This is a genomic window from Breoghania sp. (genome assembly GCF_030066895.1).
Taxonomy (GTDB): Bacteria; Pseudomonadota; Alphaproteobacteria; order Rhizobiales; family Stappiaceae; genus Breoghania.
This window is the reverse complement of record NZ_JASJAV010000017.1, coordinates 69,295-94,139: the sequence shown is the minus strand read 5'-3', so window position 1 is coordinate 94,139 and position 24,845 is coordinate 69,295. Positions and strand designations below refer to the sequence as shown.

Here is a 24,845-nt window from a genome sequence, read left to right as displayed (position 1 = left end):
CACCCCTGCCCTATCCCCATGGGAGAGGGGGCGGAGACGGCTACTTTTGTGAAGGGGAGCAACGAACGACGCCTCGACCTCCTATGCCATTTCAGGTGCTTCCAGAACGCAGGCTACCTTGTGCCCACCGCCGAGATCCGCAGCCGGCGGCAGTGCCTTGCGGCATTCGGACCGGGTAAAGGCGCAACGTGGGGCAAGCGAACAGGAGGTCGGCGCCTCGTGCAGTGCGGGCGGACTTCCGGGAATGGCATCGAACCGCTCGCCCTTGACCGCACCGTGCAGATTGGCCGCCAGCAGGTCGCGCGTATAGGGATGACGCGGGTTCTTGATCACGTCGCGCGCGGTTCCCGTTTCCACGATATTGCCCACATACATGACCGCGATGCGGTCGGAGCCCTCCACCGCCACGCCAATATCGTGGGTGACGAAAATCACCCCCATGCCGAACTCGCGTTGCAGCTCGCGCAGGAGCAGCAGGATCTGGACCGTGGCATCGAGCGCCGTGGTCGGCTCGTCGGCCAGCAGCAGACGCGGACGGCAGGCAAACGCCAGGGCAATCATCACGCGTTGCCGCATGCCGCGGAAAAGCTCGTGCAGATAGGCCTTCATGCGGCGTTCTGGCGACGGGATGCGGACGTGCGTGAGCATGTCGAGCGCCACGTCGCGCGCCGCCTCCCGGCTCACCTTCTTGTGCCTCATTACCGTTTCCGCGATCTGATCGCCGATCGTGTAGACGGGATCGAGCGCCAGTGCCGGTTCCTGAAAGACCATCGACACCGCATTGCCTCGAAACGCCGACAAGGCCCGGCCCGACAGGCGCATCACGTCGACGCCGTCGACCAGAACGTCGCCGTCGATCTCGGTACGTTTCGGCGGCAGAAGGCGCAGCAACGTTTTCAACGTCACGCTCTTGCCGGATCTAGATTCGCCCAAAAGCTCGAGCATTTCGCCTTGCTGCATCGACAGCGATATTTCGTTGATCGCATGGACGGTCTTCTCGCCCTTGAAGCGGACGGCGAGGTCGCGAAATTCCACCAGCGCGTTCACGCTCCCCCCTCCTCGTCGGCGAGAGAATGCCCGGAAGCGGGATCGCGCATGTGGCAGGCGGCGAGATGGTCCTTGTCGCCGTCTATGAACGCGAGCGCCAGCTTCTTTGCCGAACACACGCCCTCGGAAAAGCGGCAGCGCGTGTGGAAGCGGCAACCCAAGGGCGGATCGACCGGGTTCGGCGGATCGCCCGCAAGCGGCGGCTCCTCGGTGCGATTATCCGGGTCCATGGACGGTATAGCGGCAAAGAGCGAGGCCGTATAGGGGTGGGCCTGACGGTGATAGATCGTCTCCGCCGGGCCGACCTCTACCACCTCGCACAGATACATCACCAGCACCCGGTCGGAGATGTAGCGCACCAGGGAGATGAAGACGTAGGTGAGCCCCAGCTCGCGCCGCAGGTCGTTCAGGAGGATCAACACCTGCGCCTCGACGGACTGTCGAGGGCGGAGATGGCCTCATCCAGAATGACGAAACGCGGTGACATGGCGAGCGCGCGGGCGATGTTGACGCGCTGGCGCTGGTCGCCGGAGAGCTCATGCGGATAGCGGTTGGCGAAGCGTTCCGGCTCCAGCCCCACGCGGCGCATGAGATCGCGCGCCTTGCCGTGCGGATCGGCAATGCCCTGAATGCGCGGACCGAAGGCGATGGACTCCACGATGGTGAGGCGCGGGTTGAGCGAGGCGTAGCTGTCCTGAAAAACCATCTGCACGCCGCGGCGCAGTTCCTTCAGCTTGATGTCCGCGCCGAGCTTGTCCCCGTCAAAGATGATGCCGCCTTCGTCGAGTTCGATCAGCCCGATGAGAAGCTGCGCGATGGTGGACTTGCCACATCCGCTTTCGCCTACGATGCTCAGCGTTTTACCCTTGCGCACCTCGAATGAAACGCCGTCGACGGCATGGACCGTCGCCGTCTGCCGGTTCAGTAAGTCGGAGCGGATGGGGAAGTGCCTCTTCAGGTTGTCCGCGATGATCAGCGGCTGTTGCAGGTCGCCGCAATCCTCGACCATTGCGGCTTCATCAGTCCTTGACATTCATGGCACTCCGCAGACCGTCGCTGAGAAGATTGAGGCAGAGCGAGGCGATGAAGATCATCGCGCCGGGCAGCACCGCCACCCACGGATTGATGTAGATCGCCGTCCTCAGCGTATTGAGCATCAAGCCCCATTCCGACTCCGGCGGCTTGACGCCAATGCCGAGGAAGGAGAGCCCGGCGGCGAGGATCATGCAGACGCTGGTGAGGCTCGTCGCATAGACGAAGATCGGCCCGAGCACGTTGCCGCCCGACGCCCGCGCCACCTCGATATAGTCGAGCGAGCGCACGCTGGCAGTGGCACTCTCCGCCACCCGGCAGATCGACGGGATGAAGACGATGGTCAGTGACACGAGCGAGTTGATCATGCCCGCTCCCAGCGCACTTGAGATCGCAATCGCAAGCAGCACGGAGGGAAAGGCGAAGAACACGTCGACCGTGCGCATGATCGCGGTGTTGAGCCAGCCGCCCGCATAGCCCGCGACCAGCCCCAGCAAGCTGCCGATGAAGAAGGCCAAGACGATGGGGAGCAATCTGACGAAGAGCGTCAGCCGTCCGCCGTAGACGAGGCGGGCCAGCATGTCGCGGCCCTGTTCGCCCGTACCCAGCAGGTACCTGGGATGGCCGATCGACTTCAGCCGGTGGATCATGCTGGCCTTGTAGGGATCGGCGAGCCCCAGATAGGGCGCCAGGATCGCCGCGAGGATCAGCACAACGAGGACCGAGGCGCAGGCCATCGCGACCGGATCGCGCGACACGCGCTTGAAAACGCCCGATCAGTATCCGGGAGCCTTTTCGCGCGGCGCGGGAAGTTCCGCCTCCAGATCGGTTGCGACCATGGCTCAGTTCCTCTTGATACGCGGATCGATGGCGGCTTGCGCGACGTCGACGATCAGGTTCATGAGCACGAAAAACAGCGCCAGGATCAGGATCGTGTCCTGCAACAACGGCAAATCGCGCTGGAAGATCGCGTTGGAGAGCAGGAAGCCCGAGTCCGGCCAATTGAACACGGTCTCGATCAGGATCGAGCCGCCAAGCAGATAGCCGAGCTGAAGACCCATCACCGACAGGGCCGTGGGCGCGGCATTCTTGATGGCGTGGCGCAGCACGCCGCGCGGTCTCAGGCCCTTGGCGTAGAGAGCTTGGACGAAATCCATCGAGACGAAATTCATCGAATAGATGTCTCCAATGAGCGCGCGCACGGTGCGCGCCACCAGCCCGATCGGCACCACTGCCAGCGTGATCGAGGGCAGGATCAGGAAGCGGAGATGGGCGAGATCCCAGCTCCATTGCGTCGAGCCACCCGGCCCCGCGCCCATGGAGGGCAACCAGCCCAGCGTGACGGAAAAGATGATCACCAGCACGATGCCGAGCCAGTAGTTTGGCACGGAGACGCCCGTCACCGCGATGGCGGTCACCAGCCGGTCGAAGATCGTATCGCGGAAGTAGCCTGCGACGAAGCCGAGCACGAGCCCGATGGGAAAGGCGATGGCGCTCGCGGTGAAGGCCAGAAGCAGCAACTTCTTGACCGCCCGGAAGACCTCGTCGGCCATGGGGCGGCCGGTGGCGATGGACTTGCCGAGATCGCCGTGAAGAGCCTTGCCGATCCAGATCGCGTATTGGACGGGCAACGGCTTGTCGAGCCCGTAGGCCGTGCGCATCGCCGCCTGCTGCTCGGCGGAAGCATCGACCGGCATGATCGAGGCCAGCGGATCGCCGGGCGCGATATGGACCAGTAGAAAGCAGAACAGACTGACGCCGAAGCAGACCGGCAAGACATAGATCAGGCGTCGAACCAGATGTACGAGCATCGGCTGTGCCTTTGACCACAGTAGCTCCACCGGGGCCGCCTTGAGAAGAAAACGCGAAAGAGAAAGTCGCCTGCGGAAAGCCTTCCCCGCAGGCGATTGTCGGGGGTTCCGATTACTCGGCCATCTCGATGCCGGAGAAGTTCTGGAACCAGTTCTGCGCCTGCACGAAGCCCTTGACCTTCGGGCTCATGGTGCGCGGCGCCACGTCGTGCGTGATCATCAGGAACAGGGCGTCGTTAACGTTCTTCTCGTGGATCGACTGGAGGACGGCGTCCTGCTTTTCCGGGTCGAAGGTGGTCTTCGCCTTGGCGATCAGGTTTTCCATCTCCTCGTCGCAATAGTGGCCCCAGTTTGTGCCGTTAGGCGCGATCAGGCTGCAGGCGACGTGGCGGATGAGGCCGGTGAACGGATCCTGGATGAAGTAGCTGAAGTTGATCGACTGAGAACCTTCAACGCTCGTATCGGCGGCGTCGGCGCGCCACAGATTGATCATCTGGTTCCACTCGACGACCATGAACTCCACATCGATGCCGACCTCGGCGAGGTTCTGCTGGACGTATTCGTTCATCGGCAGCGGCAGCATCTGGCCGGAGCCCGAGGGCGAGATCAGCGCCTTCACATGCAGAGGTTTGTCCGGACCGTAACCGGCTCCGGCCAGCAGCTTCTTGGCGGCTTCAGGATCGTAGTGAACATCGAAGGTCGGCTTTTGCCGAACCGCTGGATCGACGACGGCAGGAAGCCCTTGGCGGGAATGGCGAGACCGCCGAGCAGCGCCTTCAGGCCCTCGCGATCGATGGCGAGATTGGCGGCCTTGCGGATGCGGATGCCGTTCCACAGCGAACCTTCGAGCCGCGAGAGATGCCACGTCCAGTTATGCGGATAAGCGTTGGAGACGATGTTGAAGCCGTTGCCCTTCAGCGCGGGGATGGTGTCGGGCACGGGCACCTCGATCCAGTCCACCTGGCCGGACATCAGCGCTGCGGTACAGGCATTGGGCTCAGGAAGCGGCATCAGCACGAGCTTGTCGAGCTTCGGGATGCGGGTCTTGTCCCAGTAATTCTTGTTGGGCACCATTTCCGCACGTTCGCGCGGCACGAAGCTGGTCAGCTTCCACGGACCGGTGCCGGAAAGCTCCTTGGCCACCTCTTCCCAGTTCTTGCCGTGCGCTTCCCAGTTGGCCTTCGATGACATCAGGATCCAGGCAAGCTGGTAGGGCAGCGTCGCGTCCGGCTCCTTGGTGACGATTTCCAGCGTGTAGTCGTGGATCGCCTTGTAGGAGGCGACGGCGGGAATGCACGACTTGCCCTGCGCGACCTGGCGCGGATCGTACTGCTCGCTGTCCTCTTTCAGGAGCTTGTCAAAGTTCCACACCACGTCACGCGCGGTGAAGGGGCTGCCATCATGGAAGGTCACGCCCTCGCGGATCTTGAAGGTCCACTTGGTCGTGTCCGCGCTGTCCACGCTCCACTCGATTGCAAGACCCGAGATCAGGGTGGAAGGCTTGTCTGCGCTGGTCAGGTCCCATTCGACGAGCGTGTCATAGACGGTCATGCCCATAAAGCGCATGCCCTCGCCGCCCTGGTCCGTCTGACCGGTGGTGAGCGGAATGTCGGCCGCGGTCATGCCGATGCGCAGCGTTCCGGCCGCCCATGCTGCCGGCGCGGTGCTGCACAGCACGGCGACGGACAGGGTCGCCAGCGCCGTTTTCTTCAATCTTCCAAGCGACATGCTCGATATCCTTTCCTCATTGAAGGTGTCGCTGGGGACGAGCGGTGCTCGACACGGTGGGGCCCCGACCGGACATCAAGAGCGTGCCTCCCTGAACCAGGCCGCTTGGGCGACTCTTGCTTCAACAACGTCCTCATTGCAGCCCGGAGATTGGAAGCACCGGTCAATGGTCCGCACGGCATTCGGGTGACGTCGTCCCGTCTCGCAGATGACGCAATATCCGCAACCTGCGTGCGCTAGTCATCCCTCTCGGGCGCACGTTTACCGCGGTACTTCCCCCGAACCGCCTCCACTTTTCGCCTATTACTGCGAGCCTTGCCGCAGGGTATCGGCTATCTGGTCTGACCAGATTAGCGTATGGTCGAATAAAAATAGTGCAAATCCATTATTTGTGCGCAAATGACCAAAAACTTTCCAAAAGTCACCTCCTCCCAAACGCCTCCTACCTCAGTCCCCGCAAGAGTTGCCGAAGCGGTTCAGGCGATGATCCGCGAGCGTGGATTGAGACCGGAAGATCCCCTGCCCTTGCAGCGTGAACTGACCTCTCTGCTCGGTGCGTCCCGGCCGTCGGTTCGCGAAGGATTATCGATGTTGGAAACGCTGGGGCACTTGCGCGTGGAGGACCGTTGCGGCCTATTCGTCGCCGACCCCGACGCGATGCCCGCCGCCTCGCACCGGCGCTTTCCGGACGGATATTCGCTGCGTGAGATCTATCAGTTCCGGCTTATGCTGGAGCTCGCCACCCTGACGCTGGCACTGCCGCGAATAGCGGCAGAGGACATGGGAGAACTCAAGCACCTCACCGAGACCATGCTCACCGGCGCGCGACAGGGGCAACCGGTGCGGGCGGCAGAATGCGACACGCTCTTCCACGGCCTGATTTTCCTGCGCTGCCCGAACCGCATCTATCAGGATGTCCGCAAGCAATTGAGCCGGGAGATGCAGGAAAGCCAATGGATGCCGATGACGCTTCCGGACTGGGTCAAGGAAACCGCGCAGGAGCACTTCCGCATCGTCGAGGCGCTGGAAGCCGACAGACGGGAAGAAGCCTGCACCCTGCTGGAAAGCCACATCCGAGCCGCAGCGGTCCGCGCCAACGTCGAGATGTGAAGCCTTTGGGCCGCCACCTTTGTCACGCACGACGCCTCTGCAAATGATCAAGACAGCCAATGCTGTGAGGCATGCAACACCGCCAGCGCCGCTGCCATCCGAAATCCGCACCGAGAAGACAATCCCCCCAGGGAAGCCAAAGTGATAAAGGAACGAAAGACCCGACTGACGATGAATGTCGAAAGAAGCACGCAGGAATCGGGACTCAGACAGCCCACAGCGAAACCAAAGAACTACCGCCCTCGCCCTCACGAGCAACGCCTCGCAGGACGCCCAGCAGGCGGGAATTTGCAATTGGAAACAGAAATGATGGCGGAGAGAAAGGGATTCGAACCCTCGAAGCGGTTGCCCGCTTACTCCCTTAGCAGGGGAGCGCCTTCGACCGCTCGGCCACCTCTCCGATCCCGCGTTGGTATCGGCAAATACCCTTGGTTTCAAGCGTTTTCTCCGCACAAAACGAATGTTCTCACGGAAATCCAAGGGACTTTTCGCCGCTCGCTACAGCGAGCCGGAACACGCGGGGACTCCGGCAGGAAGATAATGGCGCCAAGGGGATGGACTGGCCCGGATCGGTGAAGATCCGGGTCAATCTCTCCGTGACAATTCCCGTCTGTCCACGAGACGCGGAATTGACGGAGACGCCCCCTATTCGTTGGCGAGGCTGAGCTTTTCCATCTCGGCGGCGCGGCGCATGCGCGAGGACTTGCGCCCGTGCAGCACGTAGTAGAGGCCCAGGCAGATCACCACGACAATCGCCATCATCGCGTACATGCTGGAGAAGCCAAGCGAAAGAATAACCTGGCCGAGCAGCAGCGGACCGAGGCCGACGCCGAGATCCATGAAGATGAAGAACGTCGAGTTGGCGAGCCCCATGTGATTGACCGGCGAGACCTTGATGACGATGGCCTGCGAGCAGGACATGTAGGTTCCGAAGCCCAACCCGATGAGAGCACCGGCGAGCAGAACGCAGAGGCTATTGGGAGCCCAGGCCAGCAGAACCAGGCCGAGCGCGTAGAAAATGAACGCCGGCACCATGACGAAATTGGCGCCCTTGAGATCGAACAGCTTTCCGGTCACCGGCCGGGAGATGACGGTAAACACCGCATAGGACAGGAAGAAGAACTGCCCGCCGATCGCGAGCCCGCGACCCGACGTATAGGACGAGATGAAGCTCAGTAGCGATGCAAAGCCGACGGCAGCGAAGAAGGTGATGAAGGCGATCGGCAGCGTTTTCACCTCCAGATAGGCCAGAGGCGAGAACCGGTTTCTTTCAGGCTCTTCGTTCTTCACGGATGCCGGAATTCCGGTTGCGTCAGAAAGGGCGTCAGGACACAGCTACACGGCGAGCATGATCGAGCCGACCAGCAGGTTCGCGAACAGATCTCCGTCGGAATAGAGATACAGGCCCGCAAACGGCCCGATGGCGGTGGCCATGGTCACGAACATGGCGAAGTAATTGGCCCCCTCCCCGCGGCGCTGGTCGGGCACGAGGTGCGCCATGATGGTCGCGGTCGAAGCGGCGCCAAACCCGATGCCCTGAATGCAGCAGATCACACACAGCGAGGTGAGATCCGAAATCCAGAGATTGGCGACAGAGGCCACGAGAAAGATGATGTTGCCGGCGTGAAGGCACTTCTTCAGATCGATCCTTTCAATCGAATGGCCGATGAAGAGCAGCGCGGCGAGCACGTCCAGAATGGTGACCCCGCAGGCAAATCCGGCGAAACTCAGGGAGGCGTGCAGTCGCTTGAAGGCATAGTCCGTCACGACGACCATGGTCAGGTAGTAGGCCAGGTTGATCAGAAAGCAGATTATGCAATCGACAATAAAATCCTTTGTCCAAAGAGGACGACTTGCGTTTTCCACTTTAGGAAATTTTATTTACTTGATGACCAGAACCGGGACCAGTGCGTGCTGGATGACGGCATGGCTGACGCTTCCGAGCATCTCGCGCACGCCGGTAAGTCCGCGGCTTCCGATAATGATGAGATCGCTCTGCTCTTCCTCGGCAAAGCGCAGGATCACATAGGACGCACCTTGCCCGCGCAGGCGATGGAAGGTGACCGGCTCCGAGCGGGACGCCAGTCGCTTCTTCAGATCTTCACACAGCCGATCGTTCCTGGACTGGATGTCGGCATCGACAGCCTCGGCACCAGTGCGCAACGGCTTGACCTCTTCGACGAAGAGCACGTCGATTTTCGCCTGCGACAGTAAATGCGACATCGACAGCGCCTCGGAGAGGGTCTTTTCGGCCAGTTCAGAGCCGTCATAGGCTACGAGGATATTGGGTCCCAGCATCTATATTCCGTTTCATTCCTGGCAAGGAAAGCGGCGACGGATGCCGGAACGCCGCGGACGCGAACGGGGCAGCGCGCCCCGGTCACACCGCGAGGCGGACGACGCGACGGTTCATTCTTGATCGGTGGGTTGAAGGAGATCCCTGGTGGAGATCTCGAAGAGAAAGCCAACAGATATCATTGATATCATATGAAATAAAATATATATCTCATAATCTCTTTATGCCTTGAAGGAATGAGCAGACGATGTGGCTGTTGCAGTTGAAGTCGTTTCAGGTTATCATCACGCGGGCTGCGGAAGTGCTGCATATCGCCCAGCCTTCCTTGAGCAAGACGATCGCCGAGCTTGAGCAGAACCTCGGCGTGCCGCTGTTCGATCGCAACGGCAGACGGATCAAGCTCAACCGGTTCGGACACGCATTCCTGCGCAGGGTTCGCAGCGTTTTCGGTGAGATCGATCAGGCACGGCAGGAACTGAAGGACATGGCCAACGAGAATTCCGGCCATGTGACCGTGGGCGTGACGAAGTCCCAGATCCTGCCCAATCTGTTCGAGGACTATCTGGCGAAGTATCGGGACATCAAGTTCAAGCTGTTTCAGGTGTTCGGCCTGCACAAGATCGCCCATCAGCTGCGCGACGGGGAATTCGATTTCTGCATCTCGTCCCTGCCCATCCGGATCTCACCGGGGGAAAGGAGGTCGCCTTACAGGAACTTTTGAAGGAGGAGATCTTTCTGTCGGTCGGACGAAACCACCCCTGGGCGGAGCGGGATATCATCGACCTTCGCGAACTCGCACCGGAGAAGTTCGTCAGCTACACCCGCGAGGACGGACTGAGAAACATGCTCGACCATCTGTGCGAGACGTCAGGCTTCACGCCCAATGTGGTGTTTGAAAGCGCGGATGTGGAGGTTATCGGCAATCTGGTGGATGCGGGCGTCGGCATTGCCCTGTTGCCCGCCTTCTGGTGGAGCAGCGGCAGAGCGGAGCGGTTGGCCAGACTACGAATCGCCACGCCCGAGATGAAGCGCAGCATCCTACTTTCCTGGATGAAGGACAGATACCTCTCACCGGCGGCCCAACATTTCCGCCAGTTCATAACCGAATATCTGAAATAGGGAGATTGCACGCCCCCTCCGGGGCGCATGGCCGGACCTTCCGGCAGTTCGCGAAGCGCAGTCCCCTCGCCCGCCTCAACGGCCGACGAGACTGCGCTCCGGATTCATTCGCGTTTCCGCGTCCTGACGGAAGCTAACCGCATCTTGCCGCGCCCGCTCGTTCGTCTCGCAGAGGCGGGCACCGGGTCGTCGACAAAAGTCACGCCGCCCGGCGGCGTACATTTGCGCGACGCGGCTCAATGCATGCTCAGCCACTCACGGGCCGCGCGCTGGGCCTCGGCGATATCGGCAGAGCTCATCACTTCCGCGATTTCCTTGCGATAGCGCGCAGCATCGCCACAGCCCTTCATCGCCGCCAGATTGAACTACTTGTGGGCCAGCACCAGATCTTCCGGCACATCGCGGCCCGATGCGTAGCTGACGCCCAGTTCATAGAGCATCTCGCCATTCATCTGCTGCGATCCCATCGCGGCCATGTCTTCACTCAGAACCTCAAAGCAAGCCATTGTCTTCACCCCTTGCAATAAGCCTGTCCCTGTTGCCAGAACCGTCTTTGCGGTTTGCGTTCTGACAGGGGAAAGTCTCGGCCAATGGCTTCAAGCTTGAGTAAATTTTCTCAGTTAACAGAGAGAATACAATTTAAAAACAGAGTGTAAACGTAAGACTCTTATAAAAAAACACTGGAGATTTATCCATTTGAATCAGGATTCGACCGATGAATACGTTTGATTAACGAACACCATTCACTAACCATCGCGCCAGATCGTGTCGAAAACTCCGATCCAGATAACAACGGGGAAAACTCCCGATCGCTCTCCCGCCCCGTATCGATCCCGCCTCAACGCCCCCCGCATGCGCGGCGAAGAACAAAAGAAATGCCGATATCGCCTGGATCGTAGGCCGTGAACCAACAAGCAAAAGAATAATGAGTTCGTGGAGGAGAAGATCATGAAGACAACGAAGAAAGCCCTGCATCTTGCAGCCGCCGTCGTGCTCAGCGGCATGATGATGATCGGCACCGCCGCCGCAGGAGACGCAAAGGGCACGTGGGAACGCCCTTCGGGAAGCTCCCGCATCCGCATTACCGACTGTGTGCACCGCCTTGTGCGGAAAGCTCGTCTGGCTGCGTGACAAGGGCAAAAAGGGCGTTCACAACCCGGATGCGGCCAAGCGCAGTCGCCCGCTTCTGGGCGTGCTCACCATCTACGGCATGAAGCCCAAGGGCGACGATGCCTGGCGCGGCAAGGTCTACAATGCCGAGGACGGCAAGACCTATACCGGCAAGATGGAGCTTGTGACGAACACCAAGCTCAAGCTGTCCGGTTGCGTTCTGGGCGGATTGATCTGCAAGGGCGAAACTTGGCGCCGGGTACAGCGATGGGCGCCAGGTGAAGTGACGGGGTCCGGCTAGCGCAACAGCCGGCCGATCACGCGGATTGAAGGAGGCGGGAGCGTGCCCGGGTCGGGCAGCTCCGCCTCTTTTGTTATGGAAAACGGGTTTCAGGCCGCCTGCGGAAAGGGCTCTTCTTCCGTTGCCGCGTAGTAGTCGAGCGCACGGGCCACAGAAGAGATCACCGGGACCTCGAGCCATTCCTGAGGCGTGAGGAAGACACCGCGGCGGCGCGCACTGCCGCCCGCATCGGGCGAGGCCGTCCACCAGATTACGACGGGCGCAAAGACCAGCGGCAAGGCCACGGGCCACAGCCAGACGAGAAGCGAAGGCGCGAACTCGTAGGCAAAGCCCATCGTGCCGACACCGAAAGCGACCATCCACCAGCTTGCCTGCCAGGCGGTAAGGAAGCCGAGGGAGCCGTCCTCACGGTCGCTCGACGGCCAGCCGAAATCTGCCCCCGACAGAACCTGATAGACAGACCGGCTCTGGAACATCATGTGGATCGGCGCCAGCAGCGAGGCGAGCAGCAGTTCGAGCAGAGCGGACAGCGAAGCGCGCATGCTGCCGCCGTAGACGCCCGCCTCCCCCGTCGCAACGGACCGGATGAGCAGCAACGCCTTGGGCAGGATCAGCAGGGCGACGACGCCGAACAGCAGAGCCAGTCCCTTTTCGGTTTCCGGATGCGGGAACCGGGGAAAGAGCGAGTCCGACATGAAGTAGACGGGCGGCGGCGCAAACAGCGGCGCGGCCACGCTGGCGACCAGGAACAGCAGCCAGATCGGCGAGGCGACATAGCCGAAGATGCCCTGAATGATGCTGAGGCGGCTCCAGAACTTCAGTTTCGGGGCCCCGAGCACGCGCGCGTGCTGCAGGTTGCCCTGGCACCAGCGGCGGTCGCGCTTGGCGTATTCGATAAGATTAGCGGGCGCTTCCTCGTAGGAGCCACCAAGATCGGGATCGAGACGGACGCGCCAGCCGGCGCGCGCCAGCATGGCGGCCTCGACCGTGTCGTGACTGAGGATATCACCGCCAAAAGGAGGCTTGCCGACGAGCGCAGGCAGGCCGCAGCTTTCGGCAAAGGCCCGCATGCGGATCAGCGCGTTATGCCCCCAGAAGGGCCCCTGCCGCCCCTGCAAAGCGGTAACGCCGCGAGAGAAGAACGGGGAATAGAAGTTGGCGGAGAACTGGATCATGCGGCCGAACAGCGTGCGACGACCAATGATGAGCGGCACCGTCTGCAACAGACCGAGATCGGGGACAGCCTCCATCCGGCACACCATCTCCACGATGGTCTCCGGCATCATCAGGCTGTCGGCGTCCAGCACCAGCATATAGTCATAGGCGCCGCCGTTGGCGCGGATGAATTCGCCGATATTGCCGACTTTGCTCCCGGTATTGGGCGAGCGGTGGCGATAGAAAAGCCGTCCGCCCGCGCCAAGCGCGGCCACGGCCCGGCGATGGAGCCGCTTTTCGTCGGCGACCGCTTCTTCCTCGGTGGAATCGGACAAGACGTGGAAATCGAACGTGTCGAGCACGCCCTTGTCCTTGAGCCCGCGATACATCGCATCGATACGGGCGAAAACGGCGTCGGCCGCCTCGTTGTAGATGGGAACGACGATCGCCGTGCGCCCGCTGGGGGCGCCTTCGATCCGCAGAACCTTTTCCGACGCAAACAACAATCCCAGAACGGCGATACACGCGCCCCAGGACAGCCACAGGGCGCAGAACGCGACCAGCGTCACCCGCACCACGTCCATCCAGTCGAAGCCATCCGCAACCGCGATAGAAACGAACATGGCCGCCGCTGCCATCGTCAACACGAGGGTCAGAATCATAGCGCCGGACCGACGCAGTCCGACCGTCAACGTCTCAAGAAGACCGGGCTTACCGGGACCAGACTCCATGGGATGGCACTCCGAATGGCGCTCATCGCGGTCAGGGACGGGCGATGAGCGGACCTCCGTTCAAGTTCGGCGGGATGACGGGATCAGCCCCGCACCCTTTGCCGAACACGGACACGGCTGGAATTACGCGTGAATGCGAAAAGCCGCGCGAGCAGCGGCACGTGCGGCACTTCCAGCACCTGCAGCGGCATGAGAAGCGGCGCCCTGGACGCGGGGATGCACAGGCAGGAGACGACGGCGCGCGCGCGATCGTCATCGAGCTCGCCGCGGCTAACCCGCGCGATCAGATCATCCTTGCCATCCAGCGATCGAAAACGCGTCAATCCCATGACGACATCGCGCACGGCGTCGCGCAACGTTTCGTCATCGAGATCCGGACGCCCGAGCGCCTGGCGCAAACCGTCGCACGACATGCTTTCCGCACCGCTCATTTCCGGGTTGAAGCTGTGTTCGCGCTGAGACATTTCGGCTCTCATACTGCTTGACCCCATTGGTATGTCCAGGTTTCCGTGAGGCGTTTTTCATCGAGGAACAGCGCTGCATTGAGTTCAATGGGCTTATCCGTATCTTTGCGCCTTATGTCCACGATCAATCGCCAAACGTCCTTACCCGGCAATTTGTTCAGGATTTGATGTTTTATCTTTCCGTTGTCCGCATGGAGTTTCACCTCCATGGCGGCATCCTCCCCAAGACCGGCGAACGGCTCACCGGCAAAGTCGACCAGGAACTTGCGGAAGTCCGGATCCTCGTCCGAGGACCCCGTACCGCCGCGCCCGGTTCGAGTTCGGATCACGCGGGCGACGGGCACATCGCCTTCCACTTCCATCGCCCACAGCATCCGATAATGCAGCCAGTGTTCCGACCCGGCTTCCAGGCCGTCTTCCGGCATCCAGAAGGCGACGACATTGTCGTGCACTTCTTCCTTGGAGGGGATTTCCGCCAGGAATACCGATCCCTTGCCCCATGCCCCAACCGGCTCGATCCAGACCGAGGGACGGCGCTCGTAGCACGCCTCGGTATCGAGATAGTGGTCGGGCGAGCGGTCGCGCTGCAGAAGACCGAAGCCGCCGGGATTGTCTTCGCTGAAGACGGAGAGCTGAAGCTCGCCCGGATTGGTCAGTGGCCGCCACACGCGTTCGCCGCTGGCGCGCAGGATGACCAGCCCGTCGCTGTCATGCACCTCGGGGCGAAAATCGTCGAAGCCGGTGTGATCGTTCTCACCGAACAGATACATCGAGCTCAACGGCGCAAGGCCGAGACGAGACACGGCATCGCGCAGGAAGATGGCGGCCTGAACGTCGACAACCGTTTCCACGCCGGGCGTGATGGTGAAGGCATAGACGCCCACCACGCGCTCGCTTTCCAACTCCGCAAAGAGGCGGATGTCGCGCGCTCCCTGTTCCGGCCGCTGGATATAGAAGCGGGTGAAGCGCGGGAATTCTTCCGCGGTACCGGCCGCGGTATCCACCGCCAAGCCGCGGGCGGACAGACCATAGACATTGCCGCGCCCGAGCACCCGGAAATAGCTTGAGCCCAGAAAGGAAACCAGCTCGTCGCGATAGTCGGAGTGGTTGAGCGGGTAATGCAGCCGGAAACCGGCAACACCGGGAAGATCCACCTTCTCGAAGGCTTCCGCATCCAGCGGCTCGCGATATTCGAAGTCGTCCGCCTGGAACGCCATCGGATGAAGCTTGCCGTCCACGACCTCGAACAAGTGTACGGGCTTGTCGAACAGCCACCCGGGATAGAAGGCCTGAAGCTCGAAATTGCGGTTGCTGTCGCGCCAGCGCGCATGATCCGGCTTGAAGCGGATCCGGCGATGCTTATCGTAATCGAGAGCGGCCACCATGTCCGGCAGCGTGCCCTGATCGTCCTGATAGGGCGCATCAGCGCGCGCCTTCATGCGAGCGACCAGCCAGTCCCAGTTGAACGGGGCGGAATCGGCACCGTCGGCCTGCTTGTCGCCGACGACGTCACGGGTTGCGTCGGAGTTCTTGTCCGGCTGCGTTGCGTCCTCCGCGAAAGCGGGAAGTGCTCCGCTGCCAACCAAAGCGGCGATGAAACCGGCTCCGACCTTGAGACAAAAACGTCGATCAATGTTGAGTAGTGACTTATCTCGCACGTGTAGACCTGACCGTCGGGCTTAACATTGACGTTTCGGGAACGCGCCTTTCAGCACAAGCATTGTCCCATCGATCGCCTGCCGTTCCCTTCGTTGCCTTCATTTCTCTTTGAGCGAACATTTGACCTGCAACGCCAACGCGGCGATTGCGAGTTGGTTCCACCCGTTACCGACATACGGTCGGATTAGGCTCTTATCCGCTTATGTCTCGCTTTAGACGAGGAAAATCGGAAACGAACACGGCAAAGGCATGGCAAGATTCAGGAATTCCAATGCGCGTTCGGCCCTGCCGTAGCGCAAGTTTGACGACATTCTGCCTCATTTGAGGCATGCACAGCACCTGGGCATGCGAAAATGGTCGCGTCAGAACCCGGACGCGAATCGATCGCCTCATTTCCATTTCTCAAAAGGTCCCTCCCCTCAATTGGGGGAGGGGTAATCTTGCGGAATGGAGGGACGGGCGACTAGCGCCTGTTGCCTATTCGATCCCGATCTTCTTGTGCAGCAGCTCGTTGACCGCCTGCGGATTGGCCTTGCCTTTCGACGCCTTCATGACCTGGCCAACGAACCAGCCGAGCAGACCGGGCTTTTCCTTGACCTGTTCGGCCTTGTCGGGATTGGCGGAGATGATCTCGTCCACCATCGCCTCGATCGCGCCGAGGTCGGTGACCTGCTTCATGCCGCGTTCTTCGACGATCTTCTTCGGATCGTCGCCTTCCGCGCACACGATCTCGAAGAGATCCTTGGCGATCTTGCCGGAGATGTCGCCAGCCTTGATCAGGTCGATGATGCCACCGAGCTGTTCTGCGGAGATCGGACTTGTCGCAACGTCGAGGCCCGCCTTGTGCAGATAGGCGAAAAGCTCGTTGATCACCCAGTTGGCGGCAAGCTTTGCGTCACGGCCCTTCGCGACTTCCTCGAAGAAGTCGGCAGATGCCTTCTCCTGCACGATAATGTCGGAATCATAGGCCGACAGGCCGTAATCGGCGATGAAGCGGCTCTTCTTCTCGTCCGGCAGCTCCGGCAACCCAACGCGCAGCGCATCGACATAGGCGTCATCGAATTCCAGCGACAGCAGGTCGGGATCGGGGAAGTAGCGGTAATCGTGCGCCTCTTCCTTGGAGCGCATGGAGCGCGTCTCGCCCTTGCCCGGATCGAACAGGCAGGTTTCCTGATCGATGGAGCCGCCGTCCTCCAAAATGCCGATCTGGCGACGCGCCTCGTATTCGATCGCTTGTCCGGCGAAGCGGATGGAGTTGACGTTCTTGATCTCGCAGCGCGTGCCGAACTCGCCGCCCGGCTTGCGAACCGAGACGTTGACGTCGGCGCGCATCGAGCCCTGCTCCATGTTGCCGTCGCAGGTGCCGAGATAGCGCAGGATGGTCCGGAGCTTGGTGAGATAGGCCTTGGCCTCGTCGGAGGAGCGCAGATCCGGCTTGGAGACGATCTCCATCAGCGCCACGCCCGAGCGGTTCAGGTCGACGAAGGACATGGAGGGGTGCTGGTCGTGCAGCGACTTGCCCGCATCCTGTTCCAGATGCAGGCGCTCCACGCCGATTTCCACCTGCTCGTCTTCCGACATGTCGAGCAGGATCTTACCCTCGCCGACGATCGGCTGCTTGAACTGCGAGATCTGATAGCCCTGCGGCAGATCCGGATAGAAGTAGTTCTTGCGATCGAACACGCTCTTGTTGTTGATCGCCGCCTTCAGGCCGAGACCGGTACGGATCGCCTGCCTGACACATTCCTCGTTTATCACGGGCAGCATGCCGGGCATGGCCGCGTCGACCAGCGAGACGTTGGAATTGGGCTCATGACCGAACTCGGTGGAAGCCCCGGAGAAAAGCTTCGACTTGGAGGTGACTTGCGCGTGCACCTCCATGCCGATGACGATTTCCCAATCGCCCGTGTCGCCCTTGATGAACTTCTTCGGGTCGGGGGTGCGGGTATCGACTATCGTCATGGCTGCAAAGGATCCTGTCTGCGGCAAAGCGTTGGGCCTGCGCGGCGATGGGTTCGTCGCGCGCGGGCTTTGCTGTTGCCTAGTGCGTCTTTCGTCAAGCTGCAAGAGGTTCTTGAAACACGCCCCACAACGGGTTGCCAAAATACGGTGGAAGCCCGCAATTCATTCCCTATTTGGGCTGTTTGCCGCCCCTGCGCAGAATGAAGCCGATGATCACCGCCACGGCCTTGTAGAGCTCCTCCGGGATATCCTCGTCGAGGTTCAATTGCGCCAGTGCCTGGGCAAGGATCGCGTCCTCCTCCACCGGCACGCCGCTCTCGCGCGCAAGCTTCAGGATGTTGTCCGCTACATGACCGGCACCCTTGGCTGTCGTCACGCGCTGGGCGCCGACATGGTCGTCTCTGAGAGCCACCGCGACCCAGTTCGGATCGCCCTTTTTCATCTCGTCGCTCATGTACGCCGGTCCAGAAAGCGACCAGAGGTCGCCGTCTCCGCCTTGCGTTTGGGCAGACCCTGGCGCACCCGCACGCTGGCGACATCGATCTCGGAGAGTTCCAGAACGCCCGCAAGCTCGTCCGCCCCCGCGCGCAAGGTCGCCGCGACATCGGGCCGCTCCGCCCACACCGTCACCGCCGTTCCCGCACCGCCCAGCGCAACGAGGCTTTCGACCGGCCCTGTATCTTCCAGATCGAGCGCGAAATGCAGTCATCACCCAGCCGCCTCAGGCTGATCGTAGGCGCCGCCGTTCTGATCCTCATGGGTGATCTGGAATTGCGCCATCGTCGTTCCCGTCTCCATGGTGAGCGGGATTTCGAAGATCCATTGGGCAGGCTGCACCGCGCGTCCGTGGGCGGCATCTGCCCCGGTTGCGGAGCCGTGCGAGGCAAATTGCGACAGGCCAATGCGCGACAGCGCGGCCTCCGTATCCGACAGAAGCGCGCGCGGCCTGCTTGGGAGAGGCATCGTCGGCGAGACTCACCTGGGCAGGCGGCTGTCCCTGCAACTGGCCTCCGGCGCGCGGCAGCGGCGGCGGCGTGCCTGCGCGCCGGCGGCCTTGTTCTGCACCTTGGCGGCGGCGGCTTCGGCCTCGTTAAAAATCCCAGATTGTCCGGCGGCGGTGCGTAACTGGTCTCCGCTCAGGCCGTCCGTCGGCACCCGGAACCTCAGAAGATCGCGCACCACCTGCTGCAAGACTGGCGGCAAGGGATTGTTGCGCCCGGTGGCAGCGTTGGCGAAAAGCGGAGCCATCGAATCCTGTGGCGCGGCAACCTGCGGACGCGCATCATCGACCGCCTTTTGCAGGACTTCGGGACGCAGCTCAGTGCGCCCTTCGGTGGACGCAGCATTGCGGGTGATTGTCGCCTCCCCCGAAGGCGTGCCCGAGACTGCGCAATCGCTTTTGCGGTCTCATCGGAAATCGGTTGGCCCTGATGATCGGTGAGAAGAGCGATCTGCGGACGGCCTGCGCCCCCCTGTCGCAGCCGAAGCTTCGGACCGGGCGCCAACTGCCGTCGACGCTGCCGCGGTCCCCGTCCCTTCGATCTTCACCAGAACCGTCGAGCCCGGTTCCGGCGGCGTTGCCAGCGGGACCTTGACGACCGTCTTGCCGATGGAAAGCTGCGTCATGCCGTCTGCGGCGGGCGACAGGAAGCGGGCGGTCACGACCGAACCGGATGCGGGCAAGGTGCGTGATCCAGAAACGACGGTTGCCTCCACGCCCGGCTGGACCCGGACAGCATTGACGGTGCGCGTCACATCGCCGGAAAGCGGGCGGCTCTGCGGATCGACGAGAACGGAGAGACGTGGCGCAGCCTGCCCCGCCGTCGCAGTCCCGGTGCCCACACTGCCTGCGGTCGCAACCCCTGTTCCGGCATTGCCGAACGAGATTTTCCCGGCCTCGACCTTCCCAGCCTCAACTTTCAGGGTCACGGCAGCTCCCAGTTCCAGTGCGACCGGCAGGCGCGCTTCGACCTGCACTCGACCTATCGACAGCCGGGCCGTGCCGTCGCTCGTCTGGGAGAGGACGCGGGCGCGTACCAGATCGCCCGTCGAGGCATTCAGGGACGGTTACTGTGCAGTCTGCGTCGAGGCGGCTGTTTGCGAGGAGCTTATCTGTGCGGGAAAACTGGAACCCGTGCGCACCTGTCCGGAGGCGACCTGCGCGCGCACGGTGTCGGGTGTCGCGGGGCGACCCTCGGCATCGACCACGATGGAAAGCCGCGGGGTGTTGGTACCGCCCGCCTCAACCTTCAATGCAAGAACGCGTGTGCCTAGATCGAGCGGCGTGGGAAGGCAGGCCGTCACCTCCGATTGCCCGGGTGCGAACCGGGCCGTCCCGTTTGCCCCCTCGCCCGCACGGTGAAGACGTCCCCGGATGTCAACACGGGTGGGAGAACAGCCGGTTGCGGTGCCGATTGCGGCGCAACCGTCGCCTGTCCCGTTCCGGCCGCACCGGATGCCTGCCCGGCGGAGGGCGGGATCGCGGCCCGTGCCGCCTGCGGGGTGACAGACTGGCCCTTGCCGTCGACCATCAGGGCAAGCTGAGGCTGCGGCCATCCAGTCTCGACCTTCAGCGCGATTGCCGATCCTGCGGGCACCTGTACCGGCAGACGCACATCAATCTGCCGTCCCTGCCCCAATGAGAGCTGCGCCGTGCCGTCCGATCATTACGAAACCAAGCGTGCGTACAGCACGTCTCCGGAGGAGAGCGTGGGCAGCCCCTTTCCGGAAGATGCCGGAACGGGCAACGCGATGGTGGACACGGCGGACAATGGCTTGCTCCGTGGTTGGAACATCTCGTCTTCAACACAAGACCACACCGATTAATTCGCGGTATCCCCAATCTTCTTTACCGCCTCTCAGCGGGGCTCATGCCGGATTGATATCAATCAACGCCGAGAACCTGCTCTTACGTCACTCTCCCCGTTCGATACCGGTCGCGCGCGGCCGGCCACCGCACATGGAGGGGACTCCCATGGGAATTTTAAAACACGCCGGCGATCACATGCACATGATGGGCGAGATGATGCGCCAGACCGACACCGACGTTACCCTGACCGGCGGCCCGAGCGGCGACGCCTTCCTGCGCGGCGCGGTTGTGCACTGCCTGTTCTGCAAGCATGGCGAGGGATGCCGCTCCTGGCTGGAAGAGGGCCACGAACACAGCGAACCGCCCGCTTTCTGCCGCAACGCCACGCGTTTCGCGACCTGCCACAAGAGCGCCTGAAACAGGATCTGGGTCACAAGATAGATCATTCGAGGCGGCCGTTCCAGCGGCCGCTTTTTTTGTTTTTCGGCAGGAGCCGCGGAACTGGCACTTTCGCAACACTTGCGGCTTTCCTGCACGGACCAACGCGCCTGAATTTCGGGAAAGTCGGCAATGCCGACATTTCAAATCAACATATGATCTTTCTTGTCCGTTAAATCCAAATACGCAATTCCCCTCACGAAATTTAAATACTGATATTTTTTTGTAATGTGGATTACCTAACGGATTTCATTGTTATACTTTTTTTTAGCGGACGCGATATGCACATCATTCCCTAGCGATATCAAGCGAGCGCACAAACTCGCCGGATTTTTACGAGTGGACAGCCCCCCGACCCGCGGGTGGAGGGGAAGTGTTTTGTTTTCGCATCGTGAATCCGGATGCATCCCACAACCTTTGCGTTTGCGGAAACGAGTGCGCAGCGATTAGCCAAGGCGGAGTAGACAGTGAGCCGGCCTTTCCTGTTTCGCGCTCTCGTATTTGCGTGTGCGGCGCTGGTTCCCGGCTGCCTGACAGGCGCTCTCGCCGAAATGCCCTCCCCGCCGGTGAAGCCCGGCTTCCATGGCGCCGGATTTTACGGGGCCGCTCCGCTTACAGCGCGTCTTGAGGGCTATCTCGCGAAAACTGCAGGCCGTAAAGCCGCGCGCCCTCCCGTTCGGATGGCCGCCGATGACGATCTGCTGGCGCAAGATCCGACACCGGAAGCGCCCGAGAGCGACCTGCTCGGCCAATCCGATGACGGCGGCGATCTGCTCAGCCCCTCTTCCAACGACAGCCTGCTCGCCCCTTCCGGCGACGAGGATCTCTTGTCGAGTGAAAGCTCTCCGCCCAGCGAAGATGATCTTCTCGGGGCGGATGTCGCCCCGTCGGGGGACGACCTCTTGAGCGGAACGGATGACGGCGACCTGCTCCTACAGCTCGGAGGCGCGGATAGTGACCTTCTTTCCGGCGACGACGATCTGCTGCTGAACGACGACACGGCCGGAGAGACGGCGGAAGGCCGCAAGAAGGAAGAAAAGCCGCAGACGAAGGTCAGCGCCAACGCGGAACACGAGAAGCTGTTTCTGGAGAGCAAGTACACCCCTCCGCCAACACCTGCGCGACGTGTCATCCGCACCAGTACGAGCAGTGGTCGGCCTCCCAGTACGCCCATGCGCAGCTTTCGCCCGTCTACAGCCCGACCGGCGGCAAGGAACTGAAACGCGTCCTCAACAACCCGCAGGATTATCGCGTCTCTACCTCGAAGGACGATCCGAGCCGCTCCATCCACACCAAGGCCAACAAGTTCTTCGCGCTGACGAAGCCCGGATTTTGCGGCACGTGCCACGACGTAACGCTCTATCAACGGTTTCCGGCTGGAAGAAGCCTTTGCCGAATACAAGCAGTCGCCTGCCGCCAAGCGCGGCGAGACCTACCAGGACTGCCACATGGGCAAGATCCAGGGGGTGGCCTCAGGCTACGACTGGGGCCCGGCGGCGATGGTGAGGGACGAGCCGACAAAGCCGCGCAAGCTTTCCAACCACATCTTCGCAGGCCCCGATTATTCGATCATCCATCCCGGCATCTTCCCGCATAACGTGGAAGCCGCTCAGTTCAAGACGCTTGCCGAATGGCTGCAATTCGACGTCAAAGGCGGATGGGGCACGGATGCCTTCGAGAACCGCATCTCGCGCGATTATCCCTTCCCCAAGGCCTGGGCCTCGATCGATGACCGTTATGACGGGCGTAAGATCATCGACGAGCGACTGGAGCGGCTGAAGAAGGCCCGGCGCTTGCGCGAACAGGTGCTGCGCAACGGTTTCAAACTCTCCGATGTTCGCGTGAAGCGCGCGGACGGGCGCGGGCTCGATTTCGAGATCGACGTGATCAACGGGACGGACGGGCACTCCGTACCGACTGCTTTCGACGCCGAGCGCATGATCTTCTTGCAAGTGACGGTGAAGGACCGGCACGGGCGGACGGTCTATGTCTCCGGCGACCGCGATCCCAACGGCGACGTGCGCGATCTCCATTCGCTCTACGTCCATAACGGCGAATTGCCGCTCGATCCCGATCTTTTCACGCTGCAATCGAAGTTCGTCATCCGGATGCTGCGCGGCGGCGAGCGCGAGCAGGTGCTGGCGGTCAACACCTCCACCGACGTGCTGCCCTTCGTCAGGCCCGAGCCTCGACCGACGACGCTTTACGGGCGACCGCGCGGGGCGCGCAAGCACAAGAAGACCATCGACCCGCTGATGCATCGTACCGCCACCCATGGCGTACCTGCGGACAAGCTGAAGCGCGGCGAGACCTATTCCATCGATATCAAGCTCATTTCCCAGATGGTGCCGGTCAACCTGATCGCCGCCATTCAGGACGCAGGGTTCGATTTCGGCATGAGCCCCGCCCAGATCGCCCGCGAGGTGGTGCGCGGCAGTTCGGTTCTGTGGACGAAGCGTACAAAAGTCAGAGTGAGATAGGGCGGCGGATGTTCAGGGGCTGGAGGGGAAAAACGGGACTGTTTGTCGGGCTGTTGGCGCTCGGCGGGGTCGATCTTGCCGCCGCTCAAAGCTCCAGCGCGCTCAGCGACAAACCGATCCCGATGCTGACCCGCGAGGAAATCTTGCGCCACAAGAAAGCCGAGCCCAGACACAAGCCGCACTAGGTGGAGGCACGCGGCGGGCATGGCAATGAACTCAGCAAAAAGGCGATCCCTCTTCTGACAAAAGAAAAGCAGCCGAAGGAAACGCCGCCGATCTTCCAGCTCGGCGAGAAGTTTCTGGCGACCGGCAATCTTTCCCCCGGCATCGAACTTCCCACGGGCGCGATCTGGCAGCCTTCGCTCTGGGGCTTCGGCGATGCGCGCACCTCCATCGGCCATTACGACGACGGCGTAGGATCGGGGCGCCAATACTGGTCGAACCAGCTCAACCTGTTCTTCAATCTGAAACTGACGCCGACCGAGCGGGTATTCCTGGGCGTTTCGCCGCTTTCGGAGAACGGCCGCACGTGCGACGCAATGGAACGGGGTTCAACGAGGTCAACGGCGTCAACGCGAACATCACCCAGCTCTTCTTCGAGGGCGAGTTCGGGGAGATCTTTCCCAATCTCGACCCGGACGACAACAAGGGCCTCGATTTCAGCTTTTCCATCGGCCGCCAGCAGTTGCTCTTCCAGGAAGGCATGATGATCAACGCGCGAATCGATTCCATCGGCATCACGCGCGACACCGTCGTCATTCCCGGCATCACGCCGGATATGCGCATCACCGGGCTGTTCGGCTTCAACAACATTCACCGCGACGACAACGTGCTCGACCACAACACGCTGCTTTTCGGCCTGTTCACGGAAACGGACCTGCGCAAATCCACCGTCAATCTGGATGCCGCCTATGTGGTAGGCGACAGCCCGGACGGGGGCGACGGCGTCTATCTCGGGGCCTCGGCCGTCCAGCGCATCGGACACTGGAATACGGCCTTCCGCGTCAACGCGTCGGCTACCCTCGATGCCAAAGGTGCGAAGGTCGATAACGGCGTGCTGCTGTTCTCGGAAGTCTCGCGCACCCTACCGCGTTCCGAAAACCTTCTTTACACCAACGTCTTCTGGGGCATCGGCTATTATTCCTCGGCCACACGCGATCCGACCACCGGCGGGCCGCTCGGCCGAGTCGGCGTGCTGTTCGCCTCCCCTATTCCCAGTGCCGCCTCATCCGCGCTGTCGAACCGGGCGGACGAGGCCTTCGGAGGAGCGCTCGGCTACCAGATGTTTTTCAACGAGGACAAGACGCAGCTCACGCTGGAAATCGGAGGACGCAAGGATACGGACGGCTGGAATGAGGGAGCAGTCAGTCGCCGTCGACGGACAGTTTCTACATGCGCTCAGCGATCGGTCCAGCGTGGAGGTCGATGCCTTTCTCTCCGAAGGCCAGAACCGGGATCTCGGCTCCAGCTTTCGCATGGAATTGAGGACGCGGTTTTGATCGGGAAGACAGTTCTAATGCATGAACGACGGCACTCCGTCCCGTGCGCCGCGCGTCCCGGACAGGGAGGCGCGTGATGGTGTTCGCTCTTGAG

27 protein-coding genes, 1 tRNA gene and 3 pseudogenes are annotated in these 24,845 nt (G+C 61.7%); 10 read left to right on the top strand and 21 right to left on the bottom strand.

Annotated elements, in window-relative coordinates:
- Window positions 1-81: 81 nt before the first annotated feature.
- From QNJ43_RS17100 to QNJ43_RS17080, 5 genes and pseudogenes are all read right to left on the bottom strand, one after another.
- On the bottom strand, window positions 82-1,047 hold the full coding sequence (locus QNJ43_RS17100) for an ABC transporter ATP-binding protein (protein ID WP_300471784.1): 966 nt from the start codon (window positions 1,045-1,047) through the stop codon (window positions 82-84).
- A pseudogene (locus tag QNJ43_RS17095) lies at window positions 1,044-2,080 on the bottom strand (oligopeptide/dipeptide ABC transporter ATP-binding protein). The gene QNJ43_RS17100 and the pseudogene QNJ43_RS17095 overlap by 4 nt, the downstream one beginning before the upstream one ends.
- Window positions 2,067-2,918: pseudogene (locus tag QNJ43_RS17090) on the bottom strand (ABC transporter permease). The pseudogenes QNJ43_RS17095 and QNJ43_RS17090 overlap by 14 nt, the downstream one beginning before the upstream one ends.
- Window positions 2,919-2,921: 3 nt before the next feature.
- Entirely contained in the window at window positions 2,922-3,890 is a 969-nt protein-coding gene (locus QNJ43_RS17085; RefSeq protein WP_300471783.1) for an ABC transporter permease, read from the bottom strand.
- A gap of 112 nt (window positions 3,891-4,002) precedes the next feature.
- Window positions 4,003-5,441 (bottom strand): annotated as a pseudogene (locus tag QNJ43_RS17080) (ABC transporter substrate-binding protein).
- Between the two features lie 576 nt (window positions 5,442-6,017).
- On the opposite strand from QNJ43_RS17080, the gene QNJ43_RS17075 reads away from it, so the two are divergent.
- Window positions 6,018-6,728: an FCD domain-containing protein gene (locus QNJ43_RS17075; RefSeq protein ID WP_300471782.1), complete on the top strand. Its 711-nt coding sequence runs from the start codon at window positions 6,018-6,020 to the stop codon at window positions 6,726-6,728.
- Window positions 6,729-7,038: 310 nt separating this feature from the next.
- On the opposite strand, the gene QNJ43_RS17070 is transcribed toward QNJ43_RS17075, so the two are convergent.
- The 4 genes from QNJ43_RS17070 to QNJ43_RS17055 form a co-directional block, all read right to left on the bottom strand.
- Window positions 7,039-7,128: transfer RNA gene (locus QNJ43_RS17070), tRNA-Ser, on the bottom strand.
- Window positions 7,129-7,373: 245 nt separating this feature from the next.
- Entirely contained in the window at window positions 7,374-8,018 is a 645-nt protein-coding gene (locus QNJ43_RS17065) for an MFS transporter (RefSeq protein ID WP_300471781.1), read from the bottom strand.
- Window positions 8,019-8,063: 45 nt separating this feature from the next.
- Window positions 8,064-8,594: an MFS transporter gene (locus tag QNJ43_RS17060; protein ID WP_300471780.1), complete on the bottom strand. Its 531-nt coding sequence runs from the start codon at window positions 8,592-8,594 to the stop codon at window positions 8,064-8,066.
- A gap of 15 nt (window positions 8,595-8,609) precedes the next feature.
- Complete coding sequence (locus tag QNJ43_RS17055; RefSeq protein WP_300471779.1) at window positions 8,610-9,026, bottom strand: universal stress protein; 417 nt, start codon at window positions 9,024-9,026, stop codon at window positions 8,610-8,612.
- Between the two features lie 245 nt (window positions 9,027-9,271).
- Here QNJ43_RS17055 and QNJ43_RS17050 point away from each other — a divergent pair, with 245 nt between their 5' ends.
- On the top strand, window positions 9,272-9,745 hold the full coding sequence (locus QNJ43_RS17050; RefSeq protein ID WP_300471778.1) for a LysR family transcriptional regulator: 474 nt from the start codon (window positions 9,272-9,274) through the stop codon (window positions 9,743-9,745).
- A complete protein-coding gene (locus QNJ43_RS17045) occupies window positions 9,742-10,143 on the top strand; it encodes a LysR substrate-binding domain-containing protein (RefSeq protein ID WP_300471777.1) in 402 nt (133 codons plus the stop codon). The genes QNJ43_RS17050 and QNJ43_RS17045 overlap by 4 nt, the downstream gene beginning before the upstream one ends.
- 365 nt (window positions 10,144-10,508) lie before the next feature.
- On the opposite strand, the gene QNJ43_RS27340 is transcribed toward QNJ43_RS17045, so the two are convergent.
- Window positions 10,509-10,649, bottom strand: coding sequence for a hypothetical protein (locus QNJ43_RS27340; RefSeq protein WP_346433023.1), 141 nt, complete (start codon window positions 10,647-10,649; stop codon window positions 10,509-10,511).
- A gap of 442 nt (window positions 10,650-11,091) precedes the next feature.
- Here QNJ43_RS27340 and QNJ43_RS17035 point away from each other — a divergent pair, with 442 nt between their 5' ends.
- Together QNJ43_RS17035 and QNJ43_RS17030 are read left to right on the top strand one after the other, a co-directional pair.
- Window positions 11,092-11,274, top strand: a complete 183-nt coding sequence (locus QNJ43_RS17035) for a hypothetical protein (RefSeq protein WP_300471776.1) — start codon at window positions 11,092-11,094, stop codon at window positions 11,272-11,274.
- Window positions 11,246-11,554, top strand: coding sequence for a DUF2147 domain-containing protein (locus QNJ43_RS17030; protein ID WP_300471775.1), 309 nt, complete (start codon window positions 11,246-11,248; stop codon window positions 11,552-11,554). Before QNJ43_RS17035 ends, QNJ43_RS17030 begins: the two co-directional genes overlap by 29 nt.
- Before the next feature lie 89 nt (window positions 11,555-11,643).
- Here the strand turns inward: QNJ43_RS17030 and mdoH are convergent, their stop codons facing one another.
- The 11 genes from mdoH to QNJ43_RS16975 form a co-directional block, all read right to left on the bottom strand.
- A complete protein-coding gene (mdoH, locus tag QNJ43_RS17025; protein WP_300471774.1) occupies window positions 11,644-13,440 on the bottom strand; it encodes a glucans biosynthesis glucosyltransferase MdoH in 1,797 nt (598 codons plus the stop codon).
- A gap of 83 nt (window positions 13,441-13,523) precedes the next feature.
- Window positions 13,524-13,904 carry a hypothetical protein gene (locus QNJ43_RS17020; RefSeq protein WP_300471773.1) on the bottom strand — a complete coding sequence of 127 codons (381 nt, stop codon included), beginning with the start codon at window positions 13,902-13,904 and terminating at the stop codon, window positions 13,524-13,526.
- Between the two features lie 8 nt (window positions 13,905-13,912).
- Window positions 13,913-15,490 carry a glucan biosynthesis protein G gene (locus QNJ43_RS17015; RefSeq protein WP_300471772.1) on the bottom strand — a complete coding sequence of 526 codons (1,578 nt, stop codon included), beginning with the start codon at window positions 15,488-15,490 and terminating at the stop codon, window positions 13,913-13,915.
- Between the two features lie 550 nt (window positions 15,491-16,040).
- Window positions 16,041-17,525, bottom strand: coding sequence for an Asp-tRNA(Asn)/Glu-tRNA(Gln) amidotransferase subunit GatB (gene gatB / locus QNJ43_RS17010; protein WP_300471771.1), 1,485 nt, complete (start codon window positions 17,523-17,525; stop codon window positions 16,041-16,043).
- A gap of 169 nt (window positions 17,526-17,694) precedes the next feature.
- Entirely contained in the window at window positions 17,695-17,979 is a 285-nt protein-coding gene (locus tag QNJ43_RS17005; protein ID WP_300471770.1) for an EscU/YscU/HrcU family type III secretion system export apparatus switch protein, read from the bottom strand.
- Window positions 17,976-18,230 (bottom strand): flagellar hook-length control protein FliK, encoded by a 255-nt coding sequence (locus tag QNJ43_RS17000; protein ID WP_300471901.1) that lies wholly within the window; start codon window positions 18,228-18,230, stop codon window positions 17,976-17,978. The genes QNJ43_RS17005 and QNJ43_RS17000 overlap by 4 nt, the downstream gene beginning before the upstream one ends.
- Before the next feature lie 3 nt (window positions 18,231-18,233).
- Entirely contained in the window at window positions 18,234-18,488 is a 255-nt protein-coding gene (locus tag QNJ43_RS16995; RefSeq protein WP_300471769.1) for a hypothetical protein, read from the bottom strand.
- Window positions 18,489-18,500: 12 nt separating this feature from the next.
- Window positions 18,501-18,773, bottom strand: a complete 273-nt coding sequence (locus QNJ43_RS16990) for a hypothetical protein (RefSeq protein ID WP_300471768.1) — start codon at window positions 18,771-18,773, stop codon at window positions 18,501-18,503.
- 159 nt (window positions 18,774-18,932) lie between these two features.
- Window positions 18,933-19,502 carry a hypothetical protein gene (locus QNJ43_RS16985; protein ID WP_300471767.1) on the bottom strand — a complete coding sequence of 190 codons (570 nt, stop codon included), beginning with the start codon at window positions 19,500-19,502 and terminating at the stop codon, window positions 18,933-18,935.
- A gap of 90 nt (window positions 19,503-19,592) precedes the next feature.
- On the bottom strand, window positions 19,593-19,829 hold the full coding sequence (locus QNJ43_RS16980; protein ID WP_300471766.1) for a hypothetical protein: 237 nt from the start codon (window positions 19,827-19,829) through the stop codon (window positions 19,593-19,595).
- Window positions 19,826-20,164, bottom strand: a complete 339-nt coding sequence (locus QNJ43_RS16975) for a hypothetical protein (RefSeq protein ID WP_300471765.1) — start codon at window positions 20,162-20,164, stop codon at window positions 19,826-19,828. Before QNJ43_RS16975 ends, QNJ43_RS16980 begins: the two co-directional genes overlap by 4 nt.
- 335 nt (window positions 20,165-20,499) lie before the next feature.
- Between QNJ43_RS16975 and QNJ43_RS16970 the strand changes: the two genes are divergently transcribed.
- The 5 genes from QNJ43_RS16970 (at window position 20,500) to QNJ43_RS16950 (ending at window position 24,828) form a co-directional block, all read left to right on the top strand.
- Window positions 20,500-20,751, top strand: coding sequence for a DUF6455 family protein (locus QNJ43_RS16970; RefSeq protein ID WP_300471764.1), 252 nt, complete (start codon window positions 20,500-20,502; stop codon window positions 20,749-20,751).
- 488 nt (window positions 20,752-21,239) lie between these two features.
- Window positions 21,240-21,992 carry a hypothetical protein gene (locus QNJ43_RS16965; protein WP_300471763.1) on the top strand — a complete coding sequence of 251 codons (753 nt, stop codon included), beginning with the start codon at window positions 21,240-21,242 and terminating at the stop codon, window positions 21,990-21,992.
- Window positions 21,993-22,220: 228 nt separating this feature from the next.
- Entirely contained in the window at window positions 22,221-23,252 is a 1,032-nt protein-coding gene (locus tag QNJ43_RS16960; protein ID WP_300471762.1) for a hypothetical protein, read from the top strand.
- 8 nt (window positions 23,253-23,260) lie between these two features.
- Entirely contained in the window at window positions 23,261-23,437 is a 177-nt protein-coding gene (locus QNJ43_RS16955) for a hypothetical protein (protein WP_300471761.1), read from the top strand.
- Between the two features lie 344 nt (window positions 23,438-23,781).
- Window positions 23,782-24,828 carry a hypothetical protein gene (locus QNJ43_RS16950; protein ID WP_300471760.1) on the top strand — a complete coding sequence of 349 codons (1,047 nt, stop codon included), beginning with the start codon at window positions 23,782-23,784 and terminating at the stop codon, window positions 24,826-24,828.
- Window positions 24,829-24,845 lie beyond the last annotated feature (17 nt).